This is a genomic window from Nocardia sp. NPDC004722 (genome assembly GCF_053601505.1).
Genome location: NZ_JBSGBY010000001.1, coordinates 95,229 through 121,029 on the forward strand (window position 1 = coordinate 95,229; position 25,801 = coordinate 121,029).

Genomic DNA, 25,801 nt, shown 5'->3' on the forward strand with positions numbered 1-25,801 from the left:
CGACACCGAGGCTAGAGCCCCAGCCCGGCGGCCATCGTCGGCCAGGAGCGCGGCAGTTCGTCGGCCCAATAGGGCCAGGAGTGGGTTCCGGTCGGGCGCAGGTTGACCGTGGCTGGGATGCCCAATTGCGTGAGCCGGTCGGCCAATTGGCGGGTGCACATGTCCGCGCCCGCCTCGATCGGGCCGCCGAAGAGCACCGCGTTGCGCAGGTCCGGGTTGCCGGCGGTGTCGTGCTCGCCGGGCAGGCCGCTGCCGGAGGACAGGTAGATGGCCTTGCCGCGCAGCGCTTCCGCGTGCGACACCACATCGTGGTCGGCCCACTGCGGATCGTCCGAGGAGCCGAACATATTGTCCGGGTCGCCGCCGTAGGTGCCGACCACGGCCCGCGCCTGCGCCTCGCCGAAGTCCGAACCCATTGCGTAGCAGCCGCTGTGGCCCGCCACCGCGCGGTAGAGGCCCGGATTGCGGACCGCCAGCATCATGGCCGCCTCCGCGCCCATGGAGACGCCCTCGAGGCCGTTGCGGCCGTCACCGGCGAAGCGGGCGTCCAGCAGCGGCGGCAGTTCCCGGGTGAGGAAGGTTTCCCAACGGTTGGTGCCGAGCTTGGGATCGCTGTGCCGCCAATCGGTGTAGTAGCTGGCGGGACCGCCGAGGGTGAAGACCACGTTCACGTTCTTGTCGGCGAAGAACGACAGCGCGCCCGCGCGGGCGGTCCAGTTGTTGACGTCGGGGGCGGCGCTGCGGCCGTCGAGCATGTAGACGGTGGGCCGGGGCCCGTCGGCGCGGGCCGGAACCAGCACCTGCACCTGCACGGTGCGGCCCATGGCCGGGGAGGCCACGTAGACGCCGAAGAGGTTGCCGGACAGGGGGTCTACGCGTTCGATGCGCGCCTGCGCGGGATGCACCGGATCGGTCCCGGGCGCGGATTCCTCGTTGGAGCCGGTCTCGACGGGCGGATCGGCCACGCCCGGCGGCGCTTGCGTGATCACCGCTCCGGCCAGCAGGACGGCACCGGCGAGGGCACCGAGAAGGCGACGTGCGCTGCGGCTGACCACTCAGCCACATTTACCAGAAAACGATCATTCGGCGGCGAGATCGCGTTCCCAGCGCGTCTCGATATCGGTGAACCGCCACACCGCCAGCGCCACCGCCCAGGTGACCGCGAACAGTCCGACCACGATATAGCCGAGGCTGCCCAGGTCCAGATTGCCGATCCAGGCCACCAAACCCGAGGTGACGTCCAGCTTTTCGACGAAGATCGAGATGATCTCCTGCACGCCGATGAGCAGCGCCACCGCCACCGACAGCCCGGTGATCACCAGGTTGTAGTAGATCTTGCGGACCGGGCGCGCGAAGGCCCAGTCGTAGGCGTGGCTCATGAACGCGCCGTCGAGCGCGTCGAACAGCGCCATGCCCGCCGAAAACAGCAGGGGCAGTACCAGGATCGCGTACCAGGGCAGTCCGGTGGCGGCCGCGCCGCCGGCGATGACCAGCAGGCCGACCTCGGTGACGGTGTCGAAACCCAGGCCGAACAGCAGGCCCACCGGGTACATCTGCCAGGGCTTGCGCACCAGCTTCACCACGGGGCCGAGCACACGCGTGAGCAGGCCGCGGTCATTGAGCGCCTGTTCCAGGGCGGGCTCGTCGAAGTCGCCGCCGCGCATCCGGCGGTACACCCGCCAAATGCCGAGCAACGACACCAGATTCAGCAGTCCGATGGCGATGAGGAAGCCGCCCGAGATACTGGTGCCCCACAGGCCGGTCCACCGGTGCAGGCCGGAGCCCTCGTCCTCGATAGATCCCGCCAGCGCCCGCACGCCGAACGCGAGCAGCGCGACCATCACGAACACGATGCTGGAATGCCCGAGCGCGAACCAGAATCCGACCGTCTGCGATTTCGCACGGCCGTTCTCGGCCACCAGTTTTCGCGTGGTGTTGTCGATGGCGGCGATGTGATCGGCGTCGAAGGCGTGCCGCATGCCCAGGGTGTAGGCGGTGATCCCGAGTCCGACCCCGAACACGGAGCCCTGCACGACATGATGGGCGGGCACCACCACCAGCAGCAGGGTGCCCCACCCGAGAACGTGTAGTGCGAGCACGGCTAGACCCATACCGACCCAACCGCGCACGCACACACCTCATCATCGACAAGAAATGGCGGAAGCGGAGGGATTTGAACCCCCGGTTGCTTTCACAACGCTCGCTTTCAAGGCGAGTGCATTCGGCCGCTCTGCCACGCTTCCAGGCGCTTGATGGTAACTGATGGCGTGTGCGGTCTGCCTCCCACTTGTGGCCGGCGGGCGCGGGTCAGTCGAGATCGGCGGTCGGGCGGGCGGTGGCGCGCTGGTCAGCGGCCAGGTTCACCAGGTCCAGGGCGGCGGCGACGGCGGCCAGTTGCTGGGGTGTGAGCAGATCCACGAAGAAGCGGCGGACGGCGGCGACGTGGCCCGGGGCGGCGGCACGTAGTCGGCGCATGCCCTCGTCGGTGAGCTGCGCCAGCACGCCGCGGCCGTCGTCCTCGCAGGCGATGCGCCGCACCATCCCCTCGGCTTCCATCCGCCGGATCTGATGGGTGAGCCGGCTGCGGGAGGAGAGCACGCCGTCGGCGAGATCGCTCATGCGCAGCGAACGGCCCGGAGCCTCGGAGAGTTTCACGAGGATGCGGTAGTCGGCGAAGGACAGGTCGCAGTCGCGTTGCAGTTGACGGTTGAGATCGGCCATGAGGCGCTGGCTGCCGTCCATGTAGGCCCGCCACGCGCGCTGCTGCTCCGGGGTGAGCCACCTCGGTTCCGCCGTGCCCCGGCCATCGGTTTCGACGGCCACCCGTTGATTGTTGTGACGGTGCTTGATCGCCCCTCCTCGGCTCGGTGGCCCGGACAAGGCGGCCCATCGGGAGTGTTCCTCCCGGCGCGCCGCCTAAACGCGATACGAGGAGATCATGGTGCGACTCAGGTCGTGTGGGCCGGTACAACCCGAAAGTCCCATGGCCGCATCGAAATCCGCGAGCAGACAGCGCAGCGCGTGCCGCACGCCGTCGGCGCCCGCCAGGCCCAGCCCGTACACCCAGGGGCGGCCGTAGAGTACCGCCTTCGCGCCCAGCGAGAGCGCGATCATGACGTCGGAGCCGGTGCGAATTCCGGAGTCGAACAGCACATCCGCGCGATCGCCGACGGTGGCCACAATGGTCGGCAGGGCATCCAGCGCACCGATCGCGCCGTCCACCTGACGGCCGCCGTGATTGCTCACCACCACCGCGTCGGCGCCCGCGTCCACCACCTGGCGGGCATCGTCGGGGTGCAGCACGCCCTTGACGGCGATGGGCAGTTCGGTCCAGTCCCGCAGGCGCGCGATATCCGCCGGGCGCAGCGCGTGATTGCCGAACAGGCCCATCCAGGTGAGGATCGCGGCGCGCATGGCCTCCTCGCCCTGTTCCGGCGGGGCGTCGAGCTTGGCGCGGAAGACCGGATCGGACAGGTAGTTGGCGATGCCCTTGCCGCGCAGGAACGGCAGGTGGCCCAGGGTCAGATCGCGCGGCCGCCAACCCAGGCTCGGGGTGTCGGCGGTGACGACAATGGCCTTGGCCCCGGCCTTTTCGGCCCGTTCGACGAAGGAGCGGGCCAGCTCCATGTCATTGGGCCAGTACAGCTGATACCACCAGGCCCCGGCCCGCTCGCCGACCTCCTCGATGGTGGAGGAGGCCGCGGTGGACAGCACCATGCCGATGCCCAGCTCCTTGGTCACCTCGGCGACCACGGTCTCGCCGCGCTCGTGCAGCAGGCCGAGCACACCCACCGGCGCGGTGAGAATCGGTGCGGCCAAAGGGGTTCCGAGCACCTCCACCGTGTGATCGCGCACCCCGGGACCGCTGGCGCCGCGCAGCACGCGCGGCAGCAGCCGGTATTTCTCGAAGGCGGCGAGATTGGCGTGTGCGGTGCGCTCGGACGACGCACTGCCCGCCACATAGGCGAAGGCCGCCGGATCCAGCACTTCCCGAGCCTGCTCTTCCAGCCCCGCCGCCGTCATGGGTAGCGCCGGGACGATGCCCGCCAGGCCGGAGAGATAGATCTCGTTCTGGAAATCGACGAAACTGCTCATAGCCGGGAACGCTAGTACCTCGCACCCGCGCGCGGAGAGGGTCGAAGTTACTTTCCCGGAGCGTAACTTTCGAGTCCGGAAATGTCCGAGTCTGTCAGCGCTTGCGGACGCGGACCAGGGCGCGCGGGGCGTCTTCGGCGATAAATCCGGACATCGCCATCGCCGCCAGGACGACCATGCCGCCGAGGGCGGCCAGAGTGGTGATCATGGAATGCTCCCTTCGAATGTCTCCACCTACGGTGACGGCCGAAGCTGAGCGGACGCTGTGCCCACCCCGAGCCCTTGCTGTGCTCATCCCGAGGCCTCGCCGTGCCCGCACCGAGGAGTGCCTGACACTAAACGGTGAGCTCCGGTCGTAGGCTCGTTTTCATGTATGCGGTGACGCTCGATGGTTTCGGTGGGCCGGAGGTCATGAAGTGGGCGCAGGTGGACGACCTGCCCGCGCCCGGACCCGGCGAGGTGGCGATCGATGTGGTGGCCGCGGGGGTGAACCGCGCGGACCTGCTGCAACGGCAGGGCCTCTACCCGCCGCCACCCGGGTCCAGCGAGATCCTGGGCCTCGAGGTGTCCGGGGTGGTCGCGGAAGTCGGTGCCGGGGTGCGGGATTGGCGGGCCGGGGACCGGGTGTGCGCGTTGCTGTCCGGCGGCGGCTACGCCGAACGGGTGAACGCGCCCGCCAGCCAGCTGCTGCCCGTGCCGGAGGGCCTGGATGTGGCCGCGGCGGCCGCGCTGCCGGAGGTGGCGGCCACGGTCTGGTCCAATCTGGTGATGACCGCGGGACTGCACAGCGGGCAGTTACTGCTGATTCACGGCGGCGGCAGCGGGATCGGCACGCACGCCATCCAGGTGGCCCGCGCGCTCGGCGCGCGCGTCGCGGTCACGGCGGGTTCGCAGTTCAAGCTGGAGCGCTGCCGGGAATTGGGCGCGACGGTTCTGATCAATTACCGCGAGCACGATTTCGTGACCACGCTGCACAGCGAATATCCCGGCGCGGACATCATTCTCGACGTAATGGGAGCGGCGTATCTGGAACGCAATGTCGAGGCGCTCGCCGAGGACGGGCACCTGGTGGTGATCGGCATGCAGGGCGGAGTGAAAGCGGAATTGAATCTCGCTGCGCTGCTTGGCAAGCGGGGTTCCATTCACGCCACGAATCTGCGGCGGCGGCCCGAGCACGGGCGCGGGTCGAAGGCGGAGATCATCTCCGAGCTGCGGCGGCACCTGTGGCCGCTGATCTCCGACGGCACGGTGGTGCCCGTGGTGTCGGCGGAGGTCGCCGTCACCGATGCCGCCGAGGCTCACCGACTGCTGGACTCCGACGAGACCGTCGGCAAGGTGATCCTGCAGATCCGCGAACTCTAGGCGGCTAGGTGTCCAGGGCCGCCAACGCGCGGCCCAGCTGCTCGATCTCGAATCGCGTTGTGTAGGGCGCGAGTCCGATGGTCACGGCGCCGCCTTCGTCATTGACGCCCAGCGCGTCGAGGAGGCGGCTGCCGCCGTGCGAGCCGCTGAGCGTGCCGATGCGGGCGTCGGCCAGCTTGGCCGAGACCTTCTCCGCCTGCATGCCCGCGATGGTGAAACTCACCGTGGGGATGCGGGTGGAGGCGCGGCCGATGATGGTCAGGTTGGGGATGGTGTCCAGCACCGCCATCAGCTGTTCGAACAGCGAATCGTGGTAGTCCTGCAGCGAAGTGATCGACATTTCCAGGCGCTCGCGCCGCGTGCCCTTGGCGCGCTCGTCCAGCGAGGCCAGGTAGTCGATGGAGGTGGCGAGCCCGGCCAGCAGCGCGTACTGGTGGCCGCCCACCTCGAGCCGCTCCGCGCCCTTGGCATAGGGGTTGAGCGACATGGACGGAATCCGGTCCAGGAACGCGGGATCGCGGAAGACCAGCGCGCCGATCTGCGGGCCGCCCCACGCGGGGGCGCTGAGCGCGATCACGTCGGCATTGAGTTCGTCGATGTCGATGAGCGCGTAGGGCGCGGCGCCGAAGCAGTCGGCGACCAGCAGACCGCCGACCTCGTGCACCCGGTCGGCCGCCACCCGGACCGCGGGCGCGGAACCCACGATGGGTGAGGCGGCGGTGAGCGCCACCAGCCGGGCGGTGGGTCCGATGAGCTCCTCGAACTGCCAGGCCGGCATCTCGCAGGTCTCGATCTCCACCTCGGCCCAGCGCACGTGTGCGCCATAGCGATTCGCGATGCGCAGCCACGGGGCGACATTGGCCTCGTCATCCAGGCGCGACAGCACGATCCCGGTGCCCAGACCCAGTCGGGAGCTCAGCGATTCGGCCAGCCAGGCCAGCAGTACCGCGCGGTCCGGGCCGAGCACGACGCCCGCCGGATCCCCGCCGACCAGATCGGCGACGGCCTCGCGCGCGGCCTCCAGGATCGCCGCGCTGCGCTGCGCCGCGCCGTGCCGATTGGTGTGCGAGAAGGCGGAGGTCCGGAAACCCGTTGAGACGGCCCGGGATACCGAATCCGGAACCAGCATGCCCGCCTGGGGGTCCAGGTGGATCCAGCCGTCGCCCAGGGACGGTATGAGGCCCCGCACCCGTGCGACGTCGTAAGTCATGCTCGCCACTCTAAAGGGAGAGGGCACAACTGGGTAACGGTAGGGAGGGAAGCGACCCGGAACCTCTGGGACGACCTGGCATCTACCGCACAAACCGGACGGAAGGTCTCTGTTCGACCTATCCACGGCTTCGCTCCCCGCGCACCGGGAGTTACACAGGGGCTGCGAAGTGGCTCCCGAATGCTTGCGAAGTGGGGTGGCGCTTAGCGGGTTCGGGTGGGATTCGGCAGGATGGGGTCATGACGCAATCGGATGGGGTTCCGGAATCCATCGTCGTGATCGGTCCCGAGGGCAAGCCGCTGTTCATCCCGGCGGCGGCGCAGATCGGCGGCGAGCCGGTGGAGATCACCGGACAGTTTGTCGGCGAACACGATTCGGGCGAATCGGATGAGACCCGGGATCGGGAGTCGCTGGCCGACATGGTGGAGCAACCCGCCAAGGTCATGCGCATCGGCACCATGATCAAGCAGCTGCTCGAAGAGGTGCGGCACGCTCCGCTCGACGACGCCTCCCGCACCCGGCTGCGCGAGATCCACCGCACCTCCATCCGCGAACTGGAAACCGGGCTCGCCCCCGAACTCCGCGAGGAGCTCGAGCGCCTGGCCCTGCCGTTCACCGACGACACCGTGCCGTCGGACGCGGAACTGCGCATCGCCCAGGCGCAATTGGTGGGTTGGCTCGAGGGTCTGTTCCACGGCATCCAGACCGCGCTGTTCGCCCAGCAGATGGCGGCCCGCGCGCAACTCGAGCAGATGCGCCAAGCCCTGCCTCCGGGTGCGAGCAGCGGCGGCGACCCGCGCGGCGGACCGGGCTCCGGCGGCGGGCAATACCTCTGAGCAGTGCGGAGAGACACAGCCTGCCGCTGATATGTCGGGGTCGGCGGCAGGTTCTCGTCGCAAAGGGACAGCTATTAGATAAGGTCGGGTGCTGTGCCTGCTGCTGCTCCCCCCGACTCGGTCGAGGCCGAGGCGACCCTGGACAATTCTCCAGTGCCGCTAGTGTCGGATTCCCAGACGTTCCGTCGCGCCTTCAAGGACTTCCGTGACGGATTCGGCCAGCGTGAGCTGTGGCTCTCGCTCGGCTGGCAGGACATCAAGCAGCGCTATCGGCGATCCGTGCTGGGTCCGTTCTGGATCACCATCGCGACCGGCGTCCAAGCCGCGGCGATGGGTTTCCTTTATGCCACCCTGTTCCATCAGCCGCTGCACACCTATCTGCCCTATGTGACGGTCGGCCTGATCGTCTGGAATGTCATCAATGCCAGCATTCTCGAGGGCTCCGATGTCTTCATCGCCAATGAGGGCCTGATCAAACAGTTGCCATCGGCACTGAGCGTGCATGTGTATCGCCTGGTGTGGCGGCAGTTCCTGTTCTTCGCGCACAACCTGGTGATCTATCTGGTCATGCTGGTGGGCTTCGGGGTCTGGCGGGATCTGCACTGGACGGCGATCCTCGCGATTCCCGGCATTCTGCTGCTGTTCGCCAACGCCATGTGGGTGAGCATCGCGTTCGGCATCTTCAGCACCCGCTACCGCGATATCGCGCCGATTCTCGGCAGCATGACGCTGATGTTGTTCGTGCTGACGCCGGTCATGTGGAGCACCAAGTCGCTGCACGATCAGGGCGGCGCGGTGAGCGAACGCGCGCGGCTGGTCGAGCTGGTGCCGACCTACCATTACCTGGAGATCGTGCGCGCGCCCCTGCTGGGCGAGCCGCAGCCGCTGACGTCCTGGATCGTGGTGCTGGCCATCACCGTGGTGGGCTGGGCGGTCGCGATCCTGGCCATGAAGCAGTTCCGTTCCCGCGTCCCCTACTGGGTGTGAAGGCTCAATGACCGACCATGTGAGTATCGAAACCCAGAACGCGTGGGTGGAGTTCCCGATCTTCGACGCCAAGTCCCGTTCGCTGAAGAAGGCGTTCATGGGCAAGGCGGGCGGCGCGATCGGTCGCAACCAGTCCGATGTGGTCGTGATCGAGGCGCTGCGCGACATCAATCTGTCGCTGAAGGAAGGCGATCGGGTCGGCCTGGTCGGCCACAATGGCGCGGGCAAATCGACGCTGCTGCGCCTGCTTTCGGGGATTTACGAACCCACCCGCGGCTCGTCGCGCATTCGCGGCCGCGTCGCGCCGGTGTTCGATCTCGGTGTCGGCATGGATCCGGAGATCTCCGGCTACGACAACATCATCATTCGCGGCCTGTTCCTCGGGCAGACCCGCAAGCAGATGCTCGCCAAAATCGATGAGATCGCCGATTTCACCGAGCTCGGCGAGTATCTGGCGATGCCGCTGCGCACCTACTCCACCGGTATGCGGGTGCGTTTGGCCATGGGCGTGGTGACCTCCATCGATCCGGAGATCCTGCTGCTCGACGAGGGCATCGGCGCGGTCGACGCGGAATTCATGAAGAAGGCGCGGATCCGGCTGCAGCAGCTGGTGTCCCGCTCCGGCATTCTGGTATTCGCCTCGCATTCCAATGAATTCCTGGCGCAACTGTGTGATTCCGCTCTCTGGATCGACCACGGCAACGTGCGGATGCACGGGGGTATCGAGGAAGTCGTGCGAGCCTACGAGGGCCCCGAGGCGGGTGATCACGTGGCGCAGGTGCTGCGGGATCTGGAACGTGAACGTGAACCGGAACGGAATCCCGCATGACTGAACAGTCCACCCCCTTGTATGGCGATGATGCGCGCATCGTCGCCATCGTGGTCACGCACAAACGCCGGGAGCTGCTGGCCGAGTCGCTGAAGGTGCTCAGCAGCCAGACCCGCCCCATCGACCATTTGATCGTGGTGGACAACGGTAACGAGGCCGAGGTCGGCGAGCTGGTCAAGCAGCAGCCGATGGAGACCACCTACCTGGGTTCGGAACACAATCTGGGCGGGGCGGGCGGTTTCGCGCTCGGCATGCTGCACGCGCTGACCATGGGCGCGGACTGGGTGTGGCTGGCCGACGACGACGGGCGGCCCGAGGGGCCGGAAGTGCTTGCCACGCTGTTCGATTGCGCCAGGCGGCATCAGCTGGTCGAGGTGTCGCCGGTGGTCGCGGATATCGACGATCCCGACCGGCTGGCGTTCCCGCTGCGCCGGGGCGTGGTGTGGCGACGGCTGCGCTCGGAGCTCGGGGACGAGGACTTCCTGCCGGGGATCGCCTCGCTGTTCAACGGTGCGCTGGTATCCGCGGAGGCCGTGGACAAGATCGGCGTGCCGGACTTGCGGCTGTTCGTGCGCGGTGACGAGGTGGAGGTGCACCGGCGGCTGGTGCGGTCCGGGCTGCCCTTCGGCACCTGCTTGCAGACCGCCTACCTGCATCCCAACGGTTCCGCCGAGTTCAAGCCGATCCTCGGCGGGCGCATGCACACCCAGTATCCGGACGATCCGGTCAAGCGGCACTTCACCTATCGCAACCGCGGGTACCTGATGGCGCAGCCGGGTATGCGGAAGCTGTTGCCGCAGGAAGTAGCCCGGTTCGGGTGGTTCTTCCTGGTCCAGCAGAAGGATCCGGCCGGGCTGATGGAATGGCTACGCCTGCAGCGCATGGGCCGCCGGGAGCAGTTCGACAAACCGAGTTCGTAGCGCTCGGATAAATACGTTGCGCCGACGGGGACAGCCTGACAAGGTTGTCCCCGTTCTTGTTCGGAGCGGTCGCCTCGGCGATGGCATGAGGAGAGATGGGAGGTGGAGTTACGTGACAACGGCATTGCGGATTGCCGTGCCCGCGCTAGTGCGCGCGGCCCGCGTATCCACCTCGAATTCCTCTCGCTGAGTCCATGATCCGGGCTCGGCCCATCAAAGGACTCCACAATGTCTTCGGTCGACTTCGACCTGCTTGCCCCTTACGGCTGGAACACCGCCCTCGCCGCCGACTACCTTCCGCTGCTCGGTGACGATCTGATTCCAGCCCGCGTGATCCGGATGGATCGCAGCGAATGCGATATCGCGGCACCGCTTCCCACCGCTGATTTCCAGAGCCGGTTGACGGCTGCGGTGGTGCGCGCCCAGCTCCCGCGCTCGGATTCCGAGGTCAGCGGGCTGTGCACAGGTGACTGGGTGGCCATCGATCGCGGCCGCGCCGTGCGCGCGTTGCTGCCGCGTCGAACGGCCATCGTCCGGGCAGCCGTGTCCGGGCAGCCCGATGCTCGCGCCAAGTCCGCGCAGCAGGTGCTGGCCGCCAATGTCGACACCGTGCTGGTGTGCACCCCCGCCGACGGGGACATCGATCTCGGGCGCATCGAGCGACTGCTCGCACTGGCTTGGGAATCAGGTGCGCAGCCCACCGTGGTGCTCACCAAAGCCGATCTGGCGCAGAATATTCCGATCGAGGAGGTGCGGGCCGCCGCGCCCGGCGTCACCGTGCTGGCGATCAGTGCCGATACCGGCATCGGCATGGAGGTGCTGACCTCGGTGCTCTACGGCACCGTCGCGCTGATCGGGCCCTCGGGCGCGGGCAAATCCACCCTCGCCAACGCGCTGCTCGGCGCGGAAGTGTTCGCCACCAACGCGGTTCGCGAGGGTGACAAGCGTGGCCGCCACACCACCGTGCATCGGGAGCTGCGTCCGCTGCCGGGCGGCGGCACCCTCATCGACACCCCGGGCCTGCGCTCGGTGAGTCTGTGGGATGCCGCCGAGGGCATCGGCCGCGCCTTCAGCGATGTCGAATCCCTGGCCGCGCACTGCCGTTTCGCCGACTGCGCGCACCGATCCGAGCCGGGGTGCGCGGTGCTCGCCGCCATCGCGTCCGGTGCGCTGCCGCAGCGCCGGCTCGACAGCTACCGCAAGCTGAGCCGGGAGAACGACTGGCTGGCCTCCCGCACCGACGCCCGCGCGCGAGCCGAACGCAGCAAGGCGTGGAAGCAGATCAACAAGGATCAGCGGCGCATGTACAAGGAGCGCGGCGGCAAGCAACGCTGAGCTGATCGAATCCGGCACGCGAGCGGTCAGTAGGTTGGTGGGATGACTGCCGATCCAACGCCGGGCCTTGCGGTGAGCAGGCGGCGATGGGTGGTGGATCGGCTGCGGGCCCTGCCGGGCGGTATCGGTTACCTGCTGGTCGGTGGGGTTACCGGGGTTGCGGCCACCATGGCCCTGCTGGGGTTGCTGTTGGTGGCCGCCACGAGCATCGTGGGCGTCGGAATTCCGGCGATTCCCGAATATCTGCGGTTGATCCGGCCGCTCGCGGGGTTCGAGCGGCGGCGTGCCGGGAAACGGCTGGGTGCGCCGATCGTGGTGACGTACCGGCCGATCACCGGTGGGCTGTGGCAGCGGGTGACCACCGCCCTCGGGGATCCGGCGAACGGACGGACCATCGCGTGGATCGTGCTGCACGGGATACCCGGGGTCATGGCCGCGGCGTTCGCGATCGGTCTGCCCTTCGGGGTAGTGAATCAGCTGGCGATTCCGGCGTACTGGCAGCTGGTGCGGGTCGACAACTTCGGATTCGTGGTCAGCTCCTGGCCGTTGGCCGTGCTCAGCGCGCTGATCGCGATTCCCTTGGCTGTCGTGGCACTGCAGTTGCCGGTCGTGGCCCGCTGGCAGGCGCTGCTGGCCAAGGCACTGCTGGGACCGCCGCCCGGGGTCGAACTGGCGGTGCGGGTGGCGGAGCTGACCGCCACGAGGGCCGCCGCGCTGGACGCGCACGGGGCGGAACTGCGGCGGATCGAACGCGATCTGCACGACGGGGCGCAGGCGCGGATCGCGGCGGTGATCCTGCAACTCGGGCTGGCCGATCAACTGCGGCAACGGGATCCGGACGCGGCCGATGAGCTGATCCGCAAGGCGCAGGACACCGCAGAGGCCGCGCTCACCGAACTGCGGGATGTGGTGCGCGACATCTATCCGCCGGTACTCGCGGATCGTGGTCTGGCGAGCGCCATTTCGGCCTTGGCGGCCCGTTCGCCGATCCCCTGCGCACTCGATATCGACGGGGGTGATCCCGCAGCCACCGAGTCCGCCGCAATCAGGCGACGGCCCGCGGCGGTCGAAGCGGCCGCCTACTTCGTCATCGCGGAGGCGCTGACCAATGCCACCAAACACTCCGGGGCCCAGCGGCTTCGGGTCGGTCTCGGTGGCACGGCCGAGTTGCTGATCGTCGAGATCCACGATGACGGGGTCGGTGGCGCGGGCGAAAGCGAGGGCGGCGGGCTGGCCGGGATGCGACGGCGGGCAGAGGAGCTGGACGGGCGGATGCTGCTGAGCAGTCCGGCGGGCGGGCCTACCGTGGTGCGGGTGGAGTTGCCGTGTGGATCGTGACGGAAACGGTGAATGAGGTGTGGGCGCAATGCGTGTGGTGATCGCCGAGGACGACGCCCTGCTGCGGGAGGGGTTGGCGCTGCTGTTGCAGACCTCCGGCATCGAGGTGGCCGCTGCCGTCGACAATGCCGACGATTTCTTGCGGGTGGTCACCGCCGACCGGCCCGACGCGGTGGTGGTGGATGTGCGGATGCCGCCCACCAACACCGATGACGGTTTGCGGGCGGCGGTGCGCGCCAGGGAGATTCACCCCGGGCTGCCGGTGCTGGTGCTCTCCGCGTGGGTCGAGGACAGCTACGCGGCCGAACTGCTCGGCGACGGGGCGGGCGGGGTCGGCTATCTGCTCAAGGAACGGGTCGGGAAGGTCGATCGGTTCCTGGAATCGCTACGCCGGGTCGCCGCGGGCGGGACCGCCATGGATCCCGAGGTGATCGCGCAACTGCTGGTGCGGCGCAAGACCGACGACCCGCTGGCGGCGCTCACCCCGCGCGAACGCGAGGTGCTGGCGTTGATGGCCGAGGGGCTCGACAACGGCACCATCGCCGAGCGCCTCGTGGTCTCCGAAGGGGCAGTGCTCAAACATATTCGGAGCATCTTCGCCAAGCTGGGCCTGTACGCCGACGAGGTGGGACACCGGCGGGTGCTGGCCGTGCTGGCCTATCTGAACGCGGGTTGATCAGTCGGCGCGGCAGCTGAGATCGGCGGCGGGCAGGGTCCCGTCACGCAGATAGGTGTTCACCGCCCCGTAGACGCAGGTGTTCGGGTAGCGGCCGAGAATCGAGTGGATGGCCACGTCGCGCAGGGTCACCAGGCGCGAGGCGGTCAACACCCGGCGCATGGTCAGCGCGCCGCTGTAGGCGGTGCGGGTGTCGCCGGTCGCCTGCACGATCAGGGCGGGCACGGAATTGCCGATGGCCGTGGGCGATTCGACCGGTGCGGCCCAGAACGCGCACGGCGTGATGTTGTTCGCGAACGCACCGAACACCGGCTGGGTGGCGCGGGCCGCCTCGATATTGCGCCGGTACCAGGCCGGGTCGCGGGGCACGGCGACATCCCCGCACAACACCGCCATCTGCGGTGACAGATCGCGGGGCTGGGCACGCAGGATGATCGACAGCTTGCCGGCCAGATCCTCGTCCGGCTCGACCGGGGTGCCGGCGGCGGCGTCGGCGAGTTCCCGCATCTGCTGCGCGGCCACGGGGTAGGTGTTCGGGGAGTCGAAGGGGATGTAGAGCACCATCGGCAGGGTGTGCCCGTCGACGTCGAAGTCGCCGATCCGGATGGGCCGCTCGACGGCCCGTGCGATGAGCCGCTCGACGGTGGCGCGCACCTCCGGTCCCGTTGCGCCGAGCCGGTATTCGCCCGCGCGGGCGGCCGTCCACTCGGCCCAGGCGTCCAGCGCCGCCTCATTCGGCGCGCCCATCGACTGCAGCATGCCCGAGGCGCCGTACCGCTCCGGGTCCACACTGCCGTCCAGCACGAAACGATCGGAGCGCTCGGGGAACATCTGGGTGTAGACCGCGCCCAGATAGGTGCCGTACGAGGTGCCCAGGTAGTTGATGCGCTCCTCGCCCAGCGCCGCCCGGATGATGTCCATGTCGCGGGCGGTGTTGCGAGTGGTGATGTACGGCAGCCGATCTCCCTCCGCGGCGGCACACCGGTCCGCGAGATCCTTTTGGGTAGCGGTGGATTCGTCGAAACCCTTGGCATCCACACCCGCGAACTGCAGCCCGAATCCGGTCGGCCAGTGGCAGTTCACCGGTGTGGAGCGGCCCACGCCGCGCGGATCCATGCCGATCAGGTCGTAGCGGGCACGGACCTCGGGGGTGAACGCCTTGCTGGTATCGACGAAGTAATCCAGGCCCGCGCCGCCCGGCCCGCCGGGATTCGACAGCATGACGCCGCGCCGCTGGGCCGGATCGGTGGCCGAAATGCGAGAGATGGCGACGGTGAGCGTCCGCCCCTGCGGCTGTTCGTAATTCAGCGGCACGGTGACATCGGCGCACTGCCCGCCCATGCCGTCCAGCTCCGGAATATCGCAGGACTTCCAGTCCAGCCGCTGATGCCGGTACCGGTCCAGGGCTGCGGCGCCGGGCCGCTCGGTGACGACGACCGTGGCGAGGGCGGCGGCCGCCAGACCAGCGACCGTCAACACGGTCAATCCCTTACGGGTGCGGACGATCTCGCGAAAACGCACGGTGATTCCTCTCATGAGCAGAAGGCGGCGTCGAAGACCTTGTCCACCGCGTCGTGGGTGGCGTCGTCGATCGGAAGCTGATTGACGGTCACCACCACCGCGGTGCCGTCGGCGGCCACGCCGGTATGGGTACCGAAGCCGGGAATGCTGCCGCCATGCCCCCACACGTCCTTGCCGCACGAGATGGCGTGGTGGACCAGACCGAGCCCGTAGCCGGAACCGGGCGCGCCGCGATCCCACGGGACCGTCTGTTTCATCTCGTTCAAGCGGTCGGCGGGCAGCAGTTTCCCGGCGAGCAGGGCGGTGAAGAAACGGTTCAGGTCGGCAGGTGTGGAGACCATCGCACCCGCGGTATCGGCCCATGACGGATCCAGGTCGGTGAAATCCGTTCGCTTGCCGTCGGTTTCCTGATATCCGCGCGGATGCGATCCCCGGATCCCGGTCTCGCGGGCATCCGGGAAGTAGGTGTCGCGCAGGCCCAGCGGCTCCAGAATACGGCTGCTCACCTCCCCGGCGGCCGAGCGGCCGGTGACTTGCTGGATGAGCATGCCGAGCAGGATGTAGTTGGTGTTGGTGTAGACCGAGCGCGCGCCGGGGTCGAAGCGCGGCGGCATGGACAGGGCGATATCCACCAGTTGCGCGGGTTCGTAATGGCCCCAGCGGATTTGATCGGCATCGGCCTTCAATTGCCGGGAGCCGGACTCGGGTGTCAGCGAGGGATCACCACCCGCCAGATAGTCGGGCAGGCCGCTGGTGTGCTGCAGCAGGTTGCGGACGGTGACGCGGTTTCCGTCATTCCCGTTGCCGTGCACCACACCCGGTAGGTAGCGCTCGATCGGGGCGTCGAGTTCGACCCGGCCCTCGGCGGCGAGTTGCAGCACCACCGTCGCGATGAAGGTCTTGGTATTGCTGCCGATCCGAACCCGGCCGTCGTCGGGAATGGGTGCACCGGTGCTGAGGACGCCCGCGCCCCTGGTGAGGACGTGATGGCCGTCCGGGCCGTCGATCACGACCTGCGCGCCCGGGAAGCCATCGCGGATCAGGGTGTCGAGGGCCTGTTCGAGGGTGCGGTAGAGCTCCTTGCGCACCGGGCCGACGCTCACGGAATCGGTGCCGCACGCCTGGGCCCCGAGGACCGCCACCACTCCGAGACCGGCCAGCACGATCCGGGCACGCGGCCGCCGCATTGCGCTCATGGAAGAGATTCCTCCTGTTCGGGCCGGGTTTTCCAGCCGATTCGAGCCTAGGAATCCGGATTCCGGGTGCCCATGTCCTGGGCACCCGAGTCGAGGTAGTGCCAGCGCTACCCTATGCACTTTGTTGCATAGGGAGCATTTCGCGCCTACTGTCCGAAGTGAGAGAAATTCCGCCCCACTCGGTCACCGAGACGCGGATGATCGAACCCGGGGCGACACAACAGCAGACGGGAGCGGATCCATGACCGATGCAGCCAAGCCGCTGGCGGGCCGGACCATGATCATGTCGGGTGGCAGTCGCGGGATCGGGCTGGAGATCGCCAAGCGGGCGGCGGCCGACGGCGCGAACATCACCCTCATCGCGAAAACCGATACGCCACATCCGAAACTGCCGGGCACCATCCACACCGCCGGGGCCGAACTGGAGGCGGCGGGCGGCACGGTGCTGAAGTACCTCGGCGATGTGCGCGACGACGAGGCGGTGGCGGACGCGGTGCGTCAGACCATCCAGCGCTTCGGCGGCATCGACCTGGTGGTCAACAACGCCTCCGCCATCGACATCTCCCCCACCGAGATCCTGCCCATGAAGAAATACGACCTCATGCAGGACATCAACTGCCGCGGCAGCTTCCTGCTGTCCAAACTCAGCATCCCGGCGTTGAAGGAATCCGCGCAGGCCGGGCGCAATCCGCACATCCTGACGCTGTCGCCGCCGCTGAATCTGGACCCGAAGTGGGCGGGCATGGCGCTGGGCTACACCATCGCCAAGTACGGGATGTCGCTCACCACACTGGGTTTGAGCGAGGAGCTGCGCAAGTACGGCATCGGCGTGAACTCGCTGTGGCCGCGCACCACCATCGCGACGGCGGCGGTCAAGAACCTGCTCGGCGGCGAGGAGATGATCGCCACCTCCCGCACGCCGGACATCTACGCCGACGCCGCCTACCTGGTGCTCACCTCACCGGCCAAGGACACCACCGGCAACTTCTTCCTCGACGACGATGTCCTTGCCGCACATGGCATCACGGATCTGGACAAGTACCGCGTGGTGCCGGGCGACGGCCCCCTCACCACCGACCTGTTCCTCTGAAACGAACAATGGCCCGGGACACCAGGTCCCGGGCCATTGTCAGGTCATTACCGTGCGTTCTGGTCGATTCCGTAGAGGCGTTCCCAGTTCTCGCGGCTGGTCAGCTCCGGCATGGCCGCACGCCAGCGGTCCTGCAAACCGGGCAGGTCCTTGCGCAGCTGCTTGAGCACGCGGTAAGCGCGCAGCAGCAGGCGGCGGGCGGTTGCCTTGTCGCGCACGCGGACTCGGACGCCGGACTGCGAGGCATCGGTGACCACCACGTGGTTGAACAGGCCGACGTGCCACCAGTGCGCGTCCTCGCGGGTGACCGCGACCGGGCCGGGGATGACACGGCCGGTCCACTGGTTGAGGGCGCGCTTGTAGAGCACCAGCAACGGGTGGCTGGGCTCCCCGCCCGCGCGGCGAACGTGCAGGTGCGCGTTGGGAACCGGGGAGGTGGCGGCGGGATGCTTGACGGTCTCTGGGTAGTCCGAGCGCGAGCCGCGGGCCTTGGCCAGCGCCTCGATACCGCCGTCGCGCAGGGCCTCCGGGCCCTTCAGGTAGTCCTCGATGCCCTGCAGGGTGGTGTGCGCGAGGCCGTACTGCATGCCGACCAGGAATTCGCTGATCTCGCGGAACAGCTGGCGGGTAACGGCTTTCGGATCCAGGTCGTGGTGCAGCGAGGACACGATGAGCGAGTTGCGCGAGGAGAAGTAGCGCGCCCAGTCGTCGAAGTCCTTCCAGTAGAAGTCCGCGTGCCACACGGCGGCGTTGGGGAGCGTGACGGTGACGAACCCGTTCTCCCGCGCGCGCAGGCCGTATTCCACGTCGTCCCACTGGAAGAAGATCGGCACCGGCAGCCCGATCTTCTTGACCACCTCGGCCGGGATGAGGCAGGTCCACCAGGCCTGGTAGCCGGCGTCCACCCGGCGTTCCTGGTGCTTCTTGAGCATGGAGGTGTTGCGCAGCGCCTTGGCCACCTTCTGGCCGTGGCGCAGCTTGCCCAGATTCGTCTCCTCCGCACCGACATTCAGGTAGTCGGGGTTGAACAGGAACAGCATCTGCGCGCCCACCAGGGTGGGTTCCACGGTCAGGTTGGCGAAGGCGTTGAGCCGCAACACGGTTTCCGGCTCGCACAGGATGTCGTCGTCCATGAGGATGACGTCGGCGTGCTCGTTGGCGCCCGACACCTCGTAGAGGCCGCGCGTGAAACCGCCCGCGCCACCGAGATTCGGCTGCCGGATGTAGCGCAGCTTGTCGCCGAAGCGCGGCTGTGTCTCGGTGAACAGCGCCTGATCCTGGACCAGGTCGGTGCCCTGGTCGACCACGTACACGGCGTCGATGAGCGACAGCACGGTGGCGTCGGAGGCCAGGGCCGCAACGGTATTGGCGCAGTCCTGGGCCCGGTTGAAGGTGCAGATGGCGATGGCCACCGGGCGCACCTGTTCGGGGGCCGCCGCGGTCCAGGCCAGATCGGTGACCACGGCGTCGCCGCCGATCGCCTCGATCTCGAGCCAGATCGCGCCGCCGTCGATGTACATGTCCAGCGGCGCGTTCAGCACCACCCGGCCGGTCTCCTTGACCACCGCGGTATCGACGACGCGACGGTGCCCGGCGATATCGGAGGCGGCCAGGCGCACCCGCACCTTGCCGGTCACCTCGAGGGTCATGCCCACCTCGACCGCGGTGACCTTGGTCCAGCGCTGCCAGTAGGCGGCGGCGAAGCGCCCGAAGTAGGTGTTGGTGTGGACCGACGCGCCCTTCTCCAGGCGCAAGGTCTGCCGTTCCCGGGTGACCTTGCCCTTGGCGACCGCGTAGAGCTCGTCACTGATCTTCGGGGCGGGGCCCATGAAGATTCCGCGCGCCAACACCAGCCGTTCGGGCGCGGCGTGGTCCGCACGCAGGGTCGCCGGAGCTTCGGCGCTCTTGCGGTCCTCGGTTTCGGTCACGGCCTGGCCAGCCGACGCATCCATGAATCCCTCGACATCCTTTGAATACTTAGACACCGGCTCAATCCGACGTGGTCGCACAGCCACTGTCTCTTGCACGGCGCTGGCGACAATATCAATCACCAATCATCGTGGCAGCGCGAACCCGCACTTAGCGTTCGGTCTCGCGTGTTCCGGTGAAGACGAATTTCCCGTAAGCCCAGAATCGGAAGCCCATGGCCACCGCCTGGCCGACGAGCGTGCCGGAAACGTTGTCCGCCAACGGACTGTCCAGTCCGAGAACGTAGCGTGAAAATCCGAGGCATCCGAGTTGCAGTCCGATGGCCATCACATTCAGCAATGCGTAGATGAGGATGTGCCGGGCCCCGGTATCGCCCTCGTGGTCGGAGTAGGTCCACCACTTGTTGCCGAAATAGGTGACCACCGTGGCCACCCCGATGGAAATGATCTTGGCGAGCAGCGGCTGATCGAACAGCGGGCCCTCGCCGCCCAGGAAGACCAGCAGGTTGTAGGTGCCGGCGTCGACGACGAACCCGATCGCGCCGACCACCAGGAACGCGCCGCCACGCTGCAGCAGGGCCCGGACCTTCCCGGTCAAGGAGGGATTCGGGGTGGAATCACTCACCGCCGTGGACTCGTTCGCAGACACCGGCCGACGGTACCGCAACCCGCCGCACCCATATACCTGTGAAGGTCGGGTACCCTCCCGGTGTTCATATTCGCCTCCGATCAGAGGATTGACCGGGTGGACTCCACCGAGCTTCGTATTGCCGCCATTGTGCCGTGCCACAACGAAGAGGCCGCCGTCGCGAAGGTCGTCGCCGACCTCAAGGCCGCCGTCCCGGGCATTGTCGTCTACGTCTACGACAACCTGAGCACCGACGCGACCGCCGAGAAGGCGCGCGCGGCCGGGGCGATCGTGCGCACCGAGCACCGTAAGGGCAAGGGCAATGTGGTGCGCCGCGCCTTCGCCGACATCGAGGCCGACGTCTACCTCATGGTCGACGGCGACGACACCTACGACGCGGCCGCCGCGCCCGAGATGATCCAGACCTTGCTCGACGGTCCGTACGACCACGTGCTCGGCGTGCGCCGCGAGGTCGAGGCCGGGTCGGCGTACCGCGCCGGGCACGAGACCGGCAACAAGGTGCTCAATGGTGTGGTGGGCAAGGTTTTCGGCGAGAACGTCGAGGACATGCTCAGCGGCTATCGGGTCTTCTCCCGCCGTTTCGTGAAGTCCTTCCCGGCCGTGTCGCGGGAGTTCGAGATCGAGACCGAGCTGACCGTGCACTCACAGCATCTGGGCGTCCCGCAGACCGCGGTTCCGGTCGGCTTCCGGGATCGGCCCGCGGGCAGCGAATCCAAGCTGCGCACCTACAGCGACGGCTTCAAGATCCTGCGCCTGATCGTCGGCCTGGCCCGGCACGAGCGGCCGGTCGCCTTCTACGGTCTTTTCGGCACCCTGGCCTGGCTCGTGTCGGTCATCCTGATCACGCCGATCGTGGTCGAGTTCTATCGGACCCACACGGTGCCGCGGTTCCCGACGTTATTCCTCGGTTTCACGCTGCTACTACTGGGCAGCCTGGCCTGGACCGCCGGTCTGATCCTGGACGGCATCCGCCGCTCCCGGCACGAGGCCGCCCGTCTGATGTACCTGCGTTACTCCGCCGTGGGCGCGGATGACGCGGCCGCCGGTCCGACGCGATGACGGTGCTTGCTGGGCAGGACCCGAACGGCAAAGCAGAATCGGACATCGTGGTTACCGAAGCGAACGAGAAATCCACCGTCGCCGCGCCGGAGAAGATCCCGGCCGCCGCACCCGATCGCGAGATCGGACTGCGCCGCACGGTGATCGGCGTCGAGCGCCGATTCGGCTCGGCCGCACTGACTTTCCTGTTGATCGCGGGCATCTTCGGCGCGGTGTGGTCGGTGCTGACCCCGCCGTTCTGGGGCCACGACGAGATCACCCAGTTCGGGCGCGCCTATCAGGTCGCGCACGGCGGCTTCCTGCCCGAGAAGATCCATGACGATCGCGGCCCGGCCTGGGGTGGTGACGTGCCGGTCAGCATCGACGCGCTGATGGGCTACGCCATGCACGACTACACGGACAATCCCGATGAGCCGGATCCCATGGTCGAGGACCCGCACGTCTACGACGTGCTGGGCGGCATGCCGGTCTCCGAGCAGACCAAGCCGGTGTGGTTCACCAATACCGCTGCGTATTCGCCGATTCCGTATCTGCCCGCCGCCGCGGGCATCCGGATCGCGGAGGCCCTGGACCTGAACGTCGGCGGCATGACGCTGGCGACCCGCTGGGCCGGACTGATCGCCTACCTGGTCATCGTCGCCTTCGCGCTGCGGACGCTGCGCGGGCACCGGGTGCAGTGGCTGGCGTTCACCGTCGCGGTGCTGCCCATCGCGCTGTTCCAGGCGGGCACCGTCACCGCGGACACCGTCACCAACGCGCTGGCGCTGCTGCTGTCGGCACTGCTGGTCAAGGGCCTGTTCCTCGGTGAGCGGCTGACGCGGCCGGAGACCGTGGCCGCGCTCGCGACCACCGTGCTGCTGCCGGTGTGCAAGCCGACCTACGTCCTCGTCGCCATGCTGACCGTGCTGATTCCCGCGCACCGCTGGGGTTTCGGCGGCGACGGCACGGAAGGCGCCGGGCGCCTCGCGGTATGGCAGCGCGCGCTGCCGTGGGCGGTCGCGGCCGTCGGCGCGGTGTCGTTCGCGGTGTGGATGAAGATCGCCGCCCCGACCGGCGACGGCATGAGCCTGATGCGGCCCGAGAAGGATTGGGGCAATGTCCGTCCCGGCGACCAGCTGCACGGCATCCTCACCGACCCCCTGCACTTCCTGCGGGTGTTCGGCGACAGCATCGCCCGCCGCGACGATCTCTGGTTCACCCAGTTCTTCGGCGCGCTCGGCTTCTCCTACGTGGAGGTGCCGGCGCTGACCGTTCTGGCGAGCCTGCTCGCGTTCACCATGAGCATCGGTGCGGCCGAGCGCTTCTCGCCGCTCGCCGCCAACCGGACCCGCACCTGGCTGGTGGCGGCCACCGTGGCCGCCAGCGTGGCGATGATCTACGTGACGCTGTACATGTCGTTCACACCGGTCGGCTACTTCATCATCGACGGCGTGCAGGGCCGCTACTTCGTGCCGCTCGCGGTGCTGGGCCTGGCCGTGGTGCTGCGCTGGCTGCCGCTGCGGTTCACCGATGCGGCGGGCCGGGTTCCGGTGCGCGGCATGGTGATCACCGTGGTGGGGGCGACGACGGTGGCGCTCATCGCGGCCGTGGTCAAGTACTCCACCATCGTCTGGGGCTGAGTTCCGCGATGCGGGCCCGGTGGCGCCGCTGGTCCCGCCGGCGGCGAATTGCCTTGGTGTTGCTGGTTATTGTCTGCATGCTGCTGACACCGGTCAGTGCGGCCGCAGTGTTCCTGCGACTGGAGGACGCGGGAACCCCGCCGAGCACTGCCCGGACCCGCGACCGGGACGCCCTCTGGCTCGGTCATGCCTGGGTCGATGGTCGAAAATCCGACACCGATATCACCCAGCTGGGAATTCGGCTGGCCCAGACCGGAATCAAGGATCTGTACGTCCACACCGGGCCGCTGGAAAATGACGGCACGCTGCCGACGGAGCTCTATCCACAGGCCCGCTGGTTCCTCGACGCGGTCCATCGGACCCTGCCCGGAATTCGGGTGCAGGCATGGCTCGGGGATGTGCTGGCGCCGGAATTCGACGGCTTGAATGCCGAGGATCCGACAACGCGCGATCATGTTGTCACGACATCGACACAGGTGCTCGATCTCGGATTCGACGGCATTCACTTCGATTTCGAGCCGGTGCGCTCCGGATCGGCCGGTTATCTCACCATCCTCGAGCAAGTGCGCGCCGTCACTTCCGCACGCCGTGCGCTGCTGTCGGTATCCGCTCCGGTTATCGATCCGCTACCCGGATTGCATTCGGTCGGACTGGCGCTGTTCGGCCACGGAAAATGGTGGTCCCAGGCCTATTTCGGACAGGTGGCGCGGCGCGTCGATCAAATCGCGATCATGTCCTATGACACGGCGATGCCGACCCGCTCGCTCTACGGCGGATATGTCGCCCAACAAACCACGCTCGCGTTGCAGGTCACCCCGCCGAGCGTGGATCTGCTGATGGGCCTGCCCGCATTCCGCGCCGACGATCTCGGCCACCACGGATCCGCCGAGACCGTGGCGGCCGCGATTCGCGGCGTCCGTTCGGGTTTGGGCCGCACCGACCGCGACCGCCGCGCCTTCGGCGTCGCGCTCTATGTGGATTTCACTGCTACCGAACAGGATTGGGCGGACTACCGTTCCGGCTGGAGCTAGAGGACTTGCTCCCCGGCCGCCGCGTAGGCGGTCTCGGTGGTGGCTTTCTGTGGCCGCCACCAGGATTCGTTGTCCCGATACCATTTGACCGTGGCTTCCAAGCCCTGACCGAAATCGCGGTAGCGCGGCTCCCAGCCGAGTTCGGTGCGCAGCAGCGAGGAGTCGATGGCATAGCGCAGATCGTGGCCCGGACGGTCGGTGACGTGGTCGAAATCGTCTGTGGCCCGGCCGAATGCGGCCAGGATCAGCTCCACCACCGACCGGTTGTCGCGCTCGCCGTCCGCGCCGATCAGATAGGTTTTCCCGATCTGCCCGCGCTCCAGGATCTCCCACACCGCGCTGTTGTGATCCTCGACGTGAATCCAGTCCCGCACCTGGTGACCGGTGCCGTAGAGCCGCGGTCGCACCCCGTCGATCAGATTGGTGATCTGGCGCGGGATGAACTTCTCCACGTGCTGGTAGGGCCCATAGTTGTTGGAGCAGTTGGAGATCGTGGCGCGCACCCCGAAGGAGCGCACCCAGGCGCGCACCAGCATGTCGCTCGAGGCCTTGCTGGCCGAATAGGGACTCGACGGGTTGTAGGGCGTGCTCTCGTCGAATGCCTTGGGGTCGTCGAGTTCCAGATCGCCGTACACCTCGTCGGTGGAGATGTGGTGGTACCGGACCTGATGGCGACGCACCGCCTGGAGCAGCGAATAGGTGCCGATGATATTGGTCTGGACAAACGGCCACGGGTCGGCGAGCGAATTGTCATTGTGTGATTCGGCGGCGAAATGCACCACCGCGTCCACACCGCCGACCAGGCGTTCCACCAGCGCGGTGTCGGCGATGTCGCCGTGTACGAACTCGATTCGATCCGCGACCGGGTCGAGGGAGGCGCGGTTACCCGCATAGGTGAGTTTGTCCAGCACCGTGACGTGCACGCCGGAACGTTGAGTCACGGTCTGATGAACGAAGTTCGCGCCGATGAAGCCGGCGCCGCCGGTTACGAGCAGTCGCACCGGGTAAACACTACGTCGCCCCGGTCGGGATGCCATCGCGCGGCCCGGAGAAGTTGCGGTCTTTACACCACTCGCCCCGCGGTCGTGCGCGGAATCGGACATCCGGTTGAAACATATGTACTAAATGGAAAGGCAGCGGCTCGGTCCAAATGTCGGAATTTGGTGTCCTCAGCGTGACATTCACACGCCAATAGTCACGACTTTCCCAGCCAGCAGTGTGACCTTCGTCACACATCGCTTCTCGGGTAACGTTCAGGCGGATCGTATATCCGCGCTAAAACCTTTACCACGCTGCGCTTTTCCGCTACCTTGCAGACCGCACGATCGTGATGGTGAACAAAAATTGAACGAACGGTCACGATGGGTTCACCGCTCGTTAGCTGTCCTCCATTTCGATTCGTGTTGTCCCCCCGAGCTCTTCGATGAGGTTTCAACACAATGCTGATGAGGAAATTCGCCGCCACCGCGGCGCTGGCTGTCGCTGCCCTGGGCATCACCGCCGGCACCGTGAACGCCGCGCCCGCCGCCGACAACGACGGCATCAACTACACCATCACCCAGACCGAGACCAGCAGCATCCTGCGTACCGACGCCGGCTCGCTGGTCGTCGAGAACGGCAACCTGGAGCTCAAGGCCGCCAACGGCACCGTCGTCGCCGGCACCCCGCTGAAGTTCCGCGTGGACAACTTCGAGTTCCCGATCGCCGCGGACGTCTCCGACCACACCGCGACCCTGACCCCGCAGTTCGACATGGACCACGCGACCTACGCGCCGGTCAAGGACGTGGCCCTGCCCTACGAGGACCAGGCCCCCTGGAAGTCGGACTACGACCGTGAGCAGGCCGCCTGGAACCGCATGAAGGACACCATCTCCACCGGTGCCACCATCGGCACCCTGGTCGGCGGTATCGGCGGCGCTGCCCTCGGCTGCGTCATCGGTGGCGTCGTGTTCGCCGCCGCGACCGCCCCGCTGGCCACCATGTTCGGTGTCGGCCCGCTGGCCGGCTGCTTGATCGGTGCCTCCACCGTCGGCTTCCTGGGCACCCTGGCCGGCCAGGTCTTCGTGACCGCTCCGGTCGCCATCGCCGCCGCGATCCAGTACTTCTCCACCATCAACGAG

At 67.6% G+C, this 25,801-nt stretch carries 23 protein-coding genes and 1 tRNA gene; 13 read left to right on the plus strand and 11 right to left on the minus strand.

Going from position 1 to position 25,801, the window contains the following annotated elements:
- Positions 1-11: 11 nt before the first annotated feature.
- The 5 genes from ACWELQ_RS00680 to ACWELQ_RS00700 form a co-directional block, all read right to left on the minus strand.
- Positions 12-1,055: an alpha/beta hydrolase gene (locus ACWELQ_RS00680; RefSeq protein ID WP_452394909.1), complete on the minus strand. Its 1,044-nt coding sequence runs from the start codon at positions 1,053-1,055 to the stop codon at positions 12-14.
- 24 nt (positions 1,056-1,079) lie between these two features.
- Complete coding sequence (locus ACWELQ_RS00685) at positions 1,080-2,111, minus strand: HoxN/HupN/NixA family nickel/cobalt transporter (RefSeq protein ID WP_452394933.1); 1,032 nt, start codon at positions 2,109-2,111, stop codon at positions 1,080-1,082.
- A gap of 44 nt (positions 2,112-2,155) precedes the next feature.
- Positions 2,156-2,243: transfer RNA gene (locus ACWELQ_RS00690), tRNA-Ser, on the minus strand.
- Positions 2,244-2,307: 64 nt separating this feature from the next.
- Positions 2,308-2,823 (minus strand): MarR family winged helix-turn-helix transcriptional regulator, encoded by a 516-nt coding sequence (locus tag ACWELQ_RS00695; protein WP_452394910.1) that lies wholly within the window; start codon positions 2,821-2,823, stop codon positions 2,308-2,310.
- A gap of 93 nt (positions 2,824-2,916) precedes the next feature.
- Positions 2,917-4,095, minus strand: coding sequence for a lactate 2-monooxygenase (locus tag ACWELQ_RS00700; RefSeq protein WP_452394911.1), 1,179 nt, complete (start codon positions 4,093-4,095; stop codon positions 2,917-2,919).
- A 369-nt stretch (positions 4,096-4,464) separates the two neighbouring features.
- Here ACWELQ_RS00700 and ACWELQ_RS00705 point away from each other — a divergent pair, with 369 nt between their 5' ends.
- Positions 4,465-5,457 carry an NAD(P)H-quinone oxidoreductase gene (locus ACWELQ_RS00705; protein WP_452394912.1) on the plus strand — a complete coding sequence of 331 codons (993 nt, stop codon included), beginning with the start codon at positions 4,465-4,467 and terminating at the stop codon, positions 5,455-5,457.
- Between the two features lie 4 nt (positions 5,458-5,461).
- Here the strand turns inward: ACWELQ_RS00705 and ACWELQ_RS00710 are convergent, their stop codons facing one another.
- The gene (locus ACWELQ_RS00710) at positions 5,462-6,667 is read right to left on the minus strand and encodes a cysteine desulfurase-like protein (RefSeq protein WP_452394913.1); all 1,206 of its coding nucleotides are present in this window, start codon (positions 6,665-6,667) and stop codon (positions 5,462-5,464) included.
- A 239-nt stretch (positions 6,668-6,906) separates the two neighbouring features.
- Here ACWELQ_RS00710 and ACWELQ_RS00715 point away from each other — a divergent pair, with 239 nt between their 5' ends.
- From ACWELQ_RS00715 to ACWELQ_RS00745, 7 genes are all read left to right on the plus strand, one after another.
- Positions 6,907-7,503 (plus strand): bacterial proteasome activator family protein, encoded by a 597-nt coding sequence (locus ACWELQ_RS00715; protein WP_452394914.1) that lies wholly within the window; start codon positions 6,907-6,909, stop codon positions 7,501-7,503.
- 153 nt (positions 7,504-7,656) lie between these two features.
- Positions 7,657-8,490 (plus strand): galactan export ABC transporter permease subunit Wzm/RfbD, encoded by an 834-nt coding sequence (gene wzm, locus ACWELQ_RS00720; protein ID WP_452394915.1) that lies wholly within the window; start codon positions 7,657-7,659, stop codon positions 8,488-8,490.
- 7 nt (positions 8,491-8,497) lie between these two features.
- Complete coding sequence (wzt, locus tag ACWELQ_RS00725; protein ID WP_452394916.1) at positions 8,498-9,319, plus strand: galactan export ABC transporter ATP-binding subunit Wzt/RfbE; 822 nt, start codon at positions 8,498-8,500, stop codon at positions 9,317-9,319.
- Positions 9,316-10,239: a galactofuranosyltransferase GlfT1 gene (gene glfT1 / locus ACWELQ_RS00730; RefSeq protein WP_452394917.1), complete on the plus strand. Its 924-nt coding sequence runs from the start codon at positions 9,316-9,318 to the stop codon at positions 10,237-10,239. Before wzt ends, glfT1 begins: the two co-directional genes overlap by 4 nt.
- Before the next feature lie 228 nt (positions 10,240-10,467).
- Positions 10,468-11,574 carry a ribosome small subunit-dependent GTPase A gene (gene rsgA / locus ACWELQ_RS00735; RefSeq protein WP_452394918.1) on the plus strand — a complete coding sequence of 369 codons (1,107 nt, stop codon included), beginning with the start codon at positions 10,468-10,470 and terminating at the stop codon, positions 11,572-11,574.
- A 42-nt stretch (positions 11,575-11,616) separates the two neighbouring features.
- Positions 11,617-12,912 (plus strand): sensor histidine kinase, encoded by a 1,296-nt coding sequence (locus ACWELQ_RS00740; protein WP_452394919.1) that lies wholly within the window; start codon positions 11,617-11,619, stop codon positions 12,910-12,912.
- Between the two features lie 28 nt (positions 12,913-12,940).
- Positions 12,941-13,588, plus strand: coding sequence for a response regulator (locus ACWELQ_RS00745; protein WP_452394920.1), 648 nt, complete (start codon positions 12,941-12,943; stop codon positions 13,586-13,588).
- On the opposite strand, the gene ACWELQ_RS00750 is transcribed toward ACWELQ_RS00745, so the two are convergent.
- Together ACWELQ_RS00750 and ACWELQ_RS00755 are read right to left on the minus strand one after the other, a co-directional pair.
- Positions 13,589-15,124 (minus strand): alpha/beta fold hydrolase, encoded by a 1,536-nt coding sequence (locus ACWELQ_RS00750; protein WP_452394921.1) that lies wholly within the window; start codon positions 15,122-15,124, stop codon positions 13,589-13,591.
- The gene (locus tag ACWELQ_RS00755) at positions 15,121-16,305 is read right to left on the minus strand and encodes a serine hydrolase domain-containing protein (RefSeq protein WP_452394922.1); all 1,185 of its coding nucleotides are present in this window, start codon (positions 16,303-16,305) and stop codon (positions 15,121-15,123) included. Before ACWELQ_RS00755 ends, ACWELQ_RS00750 begins: the two co-directional genes overlap by 4 nt.
- Positions 16,306-16,546: 241 nt before the next feature.
- Here ACWELQ_RS00755 and ACWELQ_RS00760 point away from each other — a divergent pair, with 241 nt between their 5' ends.
- Positions 16,547-17,395, plus strand: a complete 849-nt coding sequence (locus ACWELQ_RS00760) for an SDR family oxidoreductase (RefSeq protein WP_452394923.1) — start codon at positions 16,547-16,549, stop codon at positions 17,393-17,395.
- 47 nt (positions 17,396-17,442) lie between these two features.
- Here ACWELQ_RS00760 and ACWELQ_RS00765 read toward each other — a convergent pair whose 3' ends face one another.
- The gene (locus ACWELQ_RS00765; RefSeq protein WP_452394924.1) at positions 17,443-19,347 is read right to left on the minus strand and encodes a glycosyltransferase; all 1,905 of its coding nucleotides are present in this window, start codon (positions 19,345-19,347) and stop codon (positions 17,443-17,445) included.
- A 127-nt stretch (positions 19,348-19,474) separates the two neighbouring features.
- Positions 19,475-19,972, minus strand: a complete 498-nt coding sequence (locus ACWELQ_RS00770; RefSeq protein ID WP_452394925.1) for a GtrA family protein — start codon at positions 19,970-19,972, stop codon at positions 19,475-19,477.
- A gap of 96 nt (positions 19,973-20,068) precedes the next feature.
- On the opposite strand from ACWELQ_RS00770, the gene ACWELQ_RS00775 reads away from it, so the two are divergent.
- The 3 genes from ACWELQ_RS00775 (at position 20,069) to ACWELQ_RS00785 (ending at position 23,681) form a co-directional block, all read left to right on the plus strand.
- On the plus strand, positions 20,069-21,031 hold the full coding sequence (locus ACWELQ_RS00775) for a glycosyltransferase (protein ID WP_452394926.1): 963 nt from the start codon (positions 20,069-20,071) through the stop codon (positions 21,029-21,031).
- A 47-nt stretch (positions 21,032-21,078) separates the two neighbouring features.
- Positions 21,079-22,650 carry a DUF2142 domain-containing protein gene (locus ACWELQ_RS00780; RefSeq protein ID WP_452394927.1) on the plus strand — a complete coding sequence of 524 codons (1,572 nt, stop codon included), beginning with the start codon at positions 21,079-21,081 and terminating at the stop codon, positions 22,648-22,650.
- A 77-nt stretch (positions 22,651-22,727) separates the two neighbouring features.
- Entirely contained in the window at positions 22,728-23,681 is a 954-nt protein-coding gene (locus tag ACWELQ_RS00785) for a hypothetical protein (RefSeq protein ID WP_452394928.1), read from the plus strand.
- Here ACWELQ_RS00785 and rfbB read toward each other — a convergent pair.
- Complete coding sequence (gene rfbB, locus ACWELQ_RS00790) at positions 23,678-24,682, minus strand: dTDP-glucose 4,6-dehydratase (protein WP_452394929.1); 1,005 nt, start codon at positions 24,680-24,682, stop codon at positions 23,678-23,680. The genes ACWELQ_RS00785 and rfbB overlap by 4 nt on opposite strands.
- A 438-nt stretch (positions 24,683-25,120) precedes the next feature.
- Between rfbB and ACWELQ_RS00795 the strand changes: the two genes are divergently transcribed.
- The coding region (locus ACWELQ_RS00795; protein ID WP_452394930.1) for a hypothetical protein at positions 25,121-25,801 on the plus strand (681 nt) is incomplete at its 3' end.